This is a genomic window from Streptomyces sp. NPDC002619 (assembly GCF_042889305.1).
Classification (GTDB): Bacteria; Actinomycetota; Actinomycetes; order Streptomycetales; family Streptomycetaceae; genus Streptomyces.
On the sequence record NZ_JBIAQV010000122.1, the window covers coordinates 1 to 4,549 of the forward strand.

At 67.4% G+C, this 4,549-nt stretch carries 7 protein-coding genes and 3 pseudogenes; 8 read left to right on the forward strand and 2 right to left on the reverse strand.

All coding sequences use genetic code 11. The annotated features are described in order from the left end of the window. The 3 genes and pseudogenes from ACFYXB_RS45515 to ACFYXB_RS45525 all read left to right on the forward strand — a co-directional run. Positions 1-425 (forward strand): annotated as a pseudogene (locus ACFYXB_RS45515) (hypothetical protein); the annotation flags it as partial. Positions 426-727: 302 nt separating this feature from the next. After that, positions 728-991: a hypothetical protein gene (locus ACFYXB_RS45520; RefSeq protein ID WP_389591369.1), complete on the forward strand. Its 264-nt coding sequence runs from the start codon at positions 728-730 to the stop codon at positions 989-991. Beyond that, positions 960-1,208 carry a hypothetical protein gene (locus ACFYXB_RS45525; protein WP_389591371.1) on the forward strand — a complete coding sequence of 83 codons (249 nt, stop codon included), beginning with the start codon at positions 960-962 and terminating at the stop codon, positions 1,206-1,208. The genes ACFYXB_RS45520 and ACFYXB_RS45525 overlap by 32 nt, the downstream gene beginning before the upstream one ends. 4 nt (positions 1,209-1,212) lie before the next feature. On the opposite strand, the gene ACFYXB_RS45530 is transcribed toward ACFYXB_RS45525, so the two are convergent. Beyond that, the gene (locus ACFYXB_RS45530; RefSeq protein ID WP_389591372.1) at positions 1,213-1,353 is read right to left on the reverse strand and encodes a hypothetical protein; all 141 of its coding nucleotides are present in this window, start codon (positions 1,351-1,353) and stop codon (positions 1,213-1,215) included. Between the two features lie 317 nt (positions 1,354-1,670). Here ACFYXB_RS45530 and ACFYXB_RS45535 point away from each other — a divergent pair. Continuing rightward, positions 1,671-1,946, forward strand: a pseudogene (locus ACFYXB_RS45535) (recombinase family protein); the annotation flags it as partial. 44 nt (positions 1,947-1,990) lie between these two features. Beyond that, positions 1,991-2,404, forward strand: a complete 414-nt coding sequence (locus ACFYXB_RS45540; protein WP_389591377.1) for a transposase — start codon at positions 1,991-1,993, stop codon at positions 2,402-2,404. Positions 2,405-2,466: 62 nt separating this feature from the next. Here ACFYXB_RS45540 and ACFYXB_RS45545 read toward each other — a convergent pair whose 3' ends face one another. Next, positions 2,467-3,012, reverse strand: a complete 546-nt coding sequence (locus ACFYXB_RS45545; protein WP_389591373.1) for a MarR family winged helix-turn-helix transcriptional regulator — start codon at positions 3,010-3,012, stop codon at positions 2,467-2,469. A gap of 140 nt (positions 3,013-3,152) precedes the next feature. Between ACFYXB_RS45545 and ACFYXB_RS45550 the strand changes: the two genes are divergently transcribed. From ACFYXB_RS45550 to ACFYXB_RS45560, 3 genes and pseudogenes are all read left to right on the forward strand, one after another. Next, positions 3,153-3,716 carry an NADPH-dependent FMN reductase gene (locus tag ACFYXB_RS45550; RefSeq protein WP_388507761.1) on the forward strand — a complete coding sequence of 188 codons (564 nt, stop codon included), beginning with the start codon at positions 3,153-3,155 and terminating at the stop codon, positions 3,714-3,716. A 119-nt stretch (positions 3,717-3,835) separates the two neighbouring features. Next, positions 3,836-4,153: pseudogene (locus ACFYXB_RS45555) on the forward strand (glutamate-cysteine ligase family protein); the annotation flags it as partial. Positions 4,154-4,294: 141 nt separating this feature from the next. Further along, a partial coding sequence (locus ACFYXB_RS45560; protein WP_389591375.1) for an MFS transporter occupies positions 4,295-4,549 on the forward strand: 255 nt, incomplete at its 3' end.

Below are 4,549 nucleotides of genomic sequence, written 5' to 3' on the forward strand. Positions count from 1 at the left end.
GGATCATGCTCGGTTACTACGCCGTTGTAGCGGTCGCAACTGCAGCGCTTCTCGTCTGGGCACACCAGCAGCCCCACGCGGCGGCGGCCAGCGAGTCCGACACCCCGGCACCTGTGACCGCCCACCTCACCCCGAAGCAGGCGACGTCGCCGTTCCCTCCGGCTGAGATCGCGAAGTTCCGCACGATCACAGCTGACACCCTGGCAAAGCTCAACTCGGGCAACCAGCAAGCCGCGACCACCCGAGTGACCGACCTCGAGACCGCTTGGGACGATGGCCAGCCCACCCTTGAGCCCAAGAGCGAGCAGTCCTGGCACTTCCTCGACAGCGAAATCGACCACGTCCTGACCGCGCTACGCGCTTCGAACCCCGACAAGGCCACCGAGGTCAAGGCACTCAACACCCTCCTCACCTCACTCAGCTAACTGGCCACGATGCCGGACTGCCTCGACGCATCCCCTGCGCCGGGGCAGTCAACATTCCGAACCGCACTCGGCACATGGATCGCCAACCGCCGCGGCCGCCAGGCCGGCCAAAGGGCTGAGCGGGCACGGCATCGCTGTGGTCGAGGAACTGGTGGCCGACGTCCTAGTGACAGACCTGGCTGAAGCGATTCGGTAAGAAGCTGTTGTGTTTCCGAATGTGACTGCTGCGTTTTACCTGCTCAGGCATGATGTCGATGGTTCTGCGGCAGGGACGACACGTCGTGTTGTTTCGTCGGGGAGGTATGCAGGTGCCGTCGGTGATGGGGCTGTTGGAGGCTCGGGAGTCGGCTGCCCGGGTCCGGGTGGAGGAACTGCGCGCCGAGACGGACCGGGTTCGTGCCGAGCTGGCAGAGGCCGAAGTCGTGCTGGAACGGCGGGTCGTCGCGCTCGCGGAACTGGCCGAGGCCTTGGTCGCAGGTGCTGTGCCGCAGGAGGGTCCGGCCGGCACCGGTTCCGGCCGTGGTGAAGGAGCCCGTGGCCGGGTCGGTGGTCCCCGAGTGGCGTGAGGGTGTCACGGCTCAGGTGCTCGCTCCGGAGTACCGGAGGCTGTTGGCCGTGCTGGAGGCCGCCGGTGGCGGGGAGGACCTGGCTGCTCGGTTGGGCCTGGAGTTGGTGCCCGCGAAGGTCGAGGGTGTGCGGGTCAAGGCGAAGCGGCTGGTCGAACGGGGCTGGCTGGCTGAACACGGGCCGGGCCTGTTCACGCTCCGATGCCCTGAGGAGTGAGTGATCAGGTGCGGCGGCGGGCGAGGCGCCGTCCCATGAGCATGGCCATCGACCACTGCACGACGGCTTCGCTGGTGGCGGGCCGAGTTTCGTAGTCGCGGGCCAGGCGCCGCGAGCGCATCAGCCAGCTCAGGGTGCGCTCCATCGCCCAAGCACAGTGCGCTTATGGATAGTCAAAGCAGTGAGCGGATGCCGATAATCGGCCGTGAGGGCCTGCAGCGGTTGGTCGCTGTGGCCCAACGGTTGCGGGGCCGGCTGAGCGACGAGGGGAACAGGTCGTCATGCGCGACGACAGTGACGTCGGCCCCAGAGGACGATACCGGGGGTGTGGGACGGACAGGTGTGGGCAGCGCTGCCGGAGGTGAACCGGCAGGCGGTGGTGGGGCAGTTGGTGCGGCTGGCGAGCCGCGCGTTGTCGGTCATCGCAACAGCGAGTGAGCAGGACCGGCGATGGCCTCGGTGATGCAGTGGGAGCGGCCCGGCAGCAAGATCGACGACCGCCACCTGCAGCGGCTCGCGGTGATCTATGTCCGGCAGTCCACCCGTCAGCAGCTCGTCGACCACCAGGAGTCGACCCGGTTGCAGTACGCCCTGGTGGACCGGGCGGTCGCGCTGGGCTGGCAGGCGGACCGGATCCTGGTGATCGACGAGGACCCGGGTAAGTCGGGGTCCAGTGCGGTGGCCCGCACCGGCTTCCAGCGTCTGGTCACCGAGATTGGGCTGGACCACGTCGGACTCGTGCTGGGGATCGAGATGTCCCGTCTGGCCCGCTCCGGCCGAGACTGGTACCAGCTGGTGCCCGCCACCGGCTCTCCCGCTCCGGCGACCGCCAGCTCAACTCTGTCCTCCACACCATCGCGGTCGTGCAGATACGGATGCCGAAATCACCCGGACACGCCTACTACCAGCGCAAACTCTCCGAGGGCAAGACGCCGAAGGAAGCGAAGCGGTGCTTGAAACGCCGCCCGGCCGACCACGTGTGGCGCGTCATGATCGCCGACGAACGAAGGGCCAAGTCCCTCCCTGGCCAGTCGGCACCCCGGGTTCGGCAGAGATCTCGGACTGTCCCGCGTTGGGTGGAGTCGAGTTGGTTTTCACGCCAGGGTGGCGCGGCGGGGGCGGCGATGGTGTTGTCGATCCGGCATCGGCTCTCGGCTCCACCACGCCTGGGACGGGGAAGAGTATCGCCACCGTGACAGCCGTTGCCCGGTCGATGCGAGCGACGTCGGATGCCCGGCGTCGGTCGCATCGAGGTCCATCATGGCGTGGCGTCCCGCTGTGGCAGCCGAGGGGCGGTGTCCTTGCGGGGGCAGTTCTGCTGCTCCCGGCGGTCGATCCTCGCGCTGATCTTCTCGGCGGCGGTGCGCAGGTTGTCCAGTTCGGCGGGGTCTAGAACGTCGAAGACGAGGTCGCGTACCCGGGCCACGTGTCCTGGGGCGGCTTCGGCGAGATGGGCGTAGCCGGCGTCGGTCAGGATCGCTTGGGTGTAGCGGCCGTTGGTGGGGTCGGGTTCGCGGCGGACGAAACCCCGGCGTTCCAGCCTGCTGATCATGTGGGAGAGACGGGACTGCTCGGAGTTGGCGAGGACGGCCAGGTCGCTCATGCGCATGCGGTGTCCCGGCTGGTCGGACAGTCCGGCGAGGACGTAGTACTCGATGTAACTGAGGTGCGCGTCCTGCTGCAGCTGCGCTTCCAGGGCGGTTGGCAGTCTGTGCATCATCAGGCCGAATTGCTGCCATGTCTCCAGCTCTGCCGGGGTCAGCCAGCGGCGCTGATCGTTCGGGTGCGGAGGCTGTTCAGGCATGCCCGGAGTCTATCTGGCGTGAACGTTCACGAGTCGCGGCTCACATTTGAATTTTCATGAGTCACTGCCCTAGGATGTGTCATGAAAGTTCAAGTGAATGGGTCGGCCTCGCATCGGCGGCCCATCAAGGAGGAGACCGCATGAGTGACCTGAAGATCGCCGTCATCCTCGGCAGCACCCGTCCCGGTCGCAACGGCAAGGTTGTCGCGGACTGGGTGGTGGACCGGTCCGGCGCCCGCGCCGGCGTCGAGTACGAGCTGGTCGACCTCGCCGAGTACCCGCTGCCCCACCTGGACGAGGCCATTCCGCCGGCCATGGGTCAGTACCAGGGTGAGCACACCAAGGCGTGGGCGGCCAAGATCGCCGAGTTCGACGGGTACATATTCGTGACCCCCGAGTACAACCACTCCACCTCCGGCGTACTCAAGAACGCGATCGACTACCTGTACGGCGAGTGGAACAACAAGGCCGCCGCTTTCGTCTCCTATGGTTCTCTCGGCGGCGCTCGGGCCATCGAGCACCTGCGGGGCGTGGCCAGCGAACTGCAGTTGGCCCACGTGCGTCAGCAGCTGTCCTTCTCGCTGTTCACCGACTTCGAGAACTTCTCCGTCTTCAAGCCGGGCGAGCAGCACGACGCTGCCGCGACCACCCTGTTCGACCAGCTGGAGTCCTGGGCCCGCGCCCTCAAGACGGTCCGGGTCTGACGCCCTCGCCCGTCGGAAGGCGGGCGACAGGGAGACCGTCCATCCTCAGGCGAGTCCCGGAACGGACTGCGTTCCAGTTCCGGGACCGCACCTGAGAGCCCCACCATTCCCGCTACCGGGCCATGGAGAGGTTTTTCGACCGCGAGGGCCCCTCGGGCCGCGTCATGATGCGGCGTACCGCCGCTGTCCAGATCAACCTGGACGGCGGGGATGAGTCCAACAGTTTCTCCGGCTATCGCTACCGCTTGGAACTCGCTCACCGTGTCGGCCCCGTCCTCGTAGCCGCCTTCGCCAACTCCCCGATCGAGGACGGGCGGCCCAGCGGATGGCTGTCCACGCGGCAGGCCGTCTGCAGGACCAGCCGCTCCGCATCATCGACCTCACGCCCTGACCGGGCACGGGGCGGGGGTCTGGGGGCGGAGCGCCGCCGAGCGTGACGACGCGAGCGGGAATCGCCGGAAAAGAAGTCACCTCTTCCGCGGCGGAGGCCCTCGCGGAGAGCGGCGATTCCTTCGAGGCACGTCCTCAGGCACCTTCAGCCAGCTTTTTCCTCACGAAGCCCCGAAGCGGATACCTTCATGTCTCGAACAGCCTTCAAGGCTGCCGGTGACGCGCACGCCAACCGCTGGAAAGCGCTTGTGTTCATCGCGCTCGCCCAGCCGATGGTCGTCCTCGACGCCACCATCGTGAACATCGCCCTGCCCTCCGCCCAGCAGGATCTGGGCATCTCCGACGGCGACCGGCAGTGGGTCGTCACGGCCTACGCCCTCGCCTTCGGCGGTCTGCTCCTGTTCGGCGGCCGGATCGCGGACCTGTGGGGCCGCAAGCGCGCC

What these genes read in the sequence shown, in the direction of transcription:
- ACFYXB_RS45520 (WP_389591369.1), top strand. Translation starts at nt 728, where the DNA reads ATGCAGGTGCCGTCGGTGATGGGGCTGTTGGAGGCTCGGGAGTCGGCT.
- ACFYXB_RS45530 (WP_389591372.1), bottom strand. Translation starts at nt 1,353, where the DNA reads ATGGAGCGCACCCTGAGCTGGCTGATGCGCTCGCGGCGCCTGGCCCGC.
- ACFYXB_RS45545 (WP_389591373.1), bottom strand. Translation starts at nt 3,012, where the DNA reads ATGCCTGAACAGCCTCCGCACCCGAACGATCAGCGCCGCTGGCTGACC.
- ACFYXB_RS45550 (WP_388507761.1), top strand. Translation starts at nt 3,153, where the DNA reads ATGAGTGACCTGAAGATCGCCGTCATCCTCGGCAGCACCCGTCCCGGT.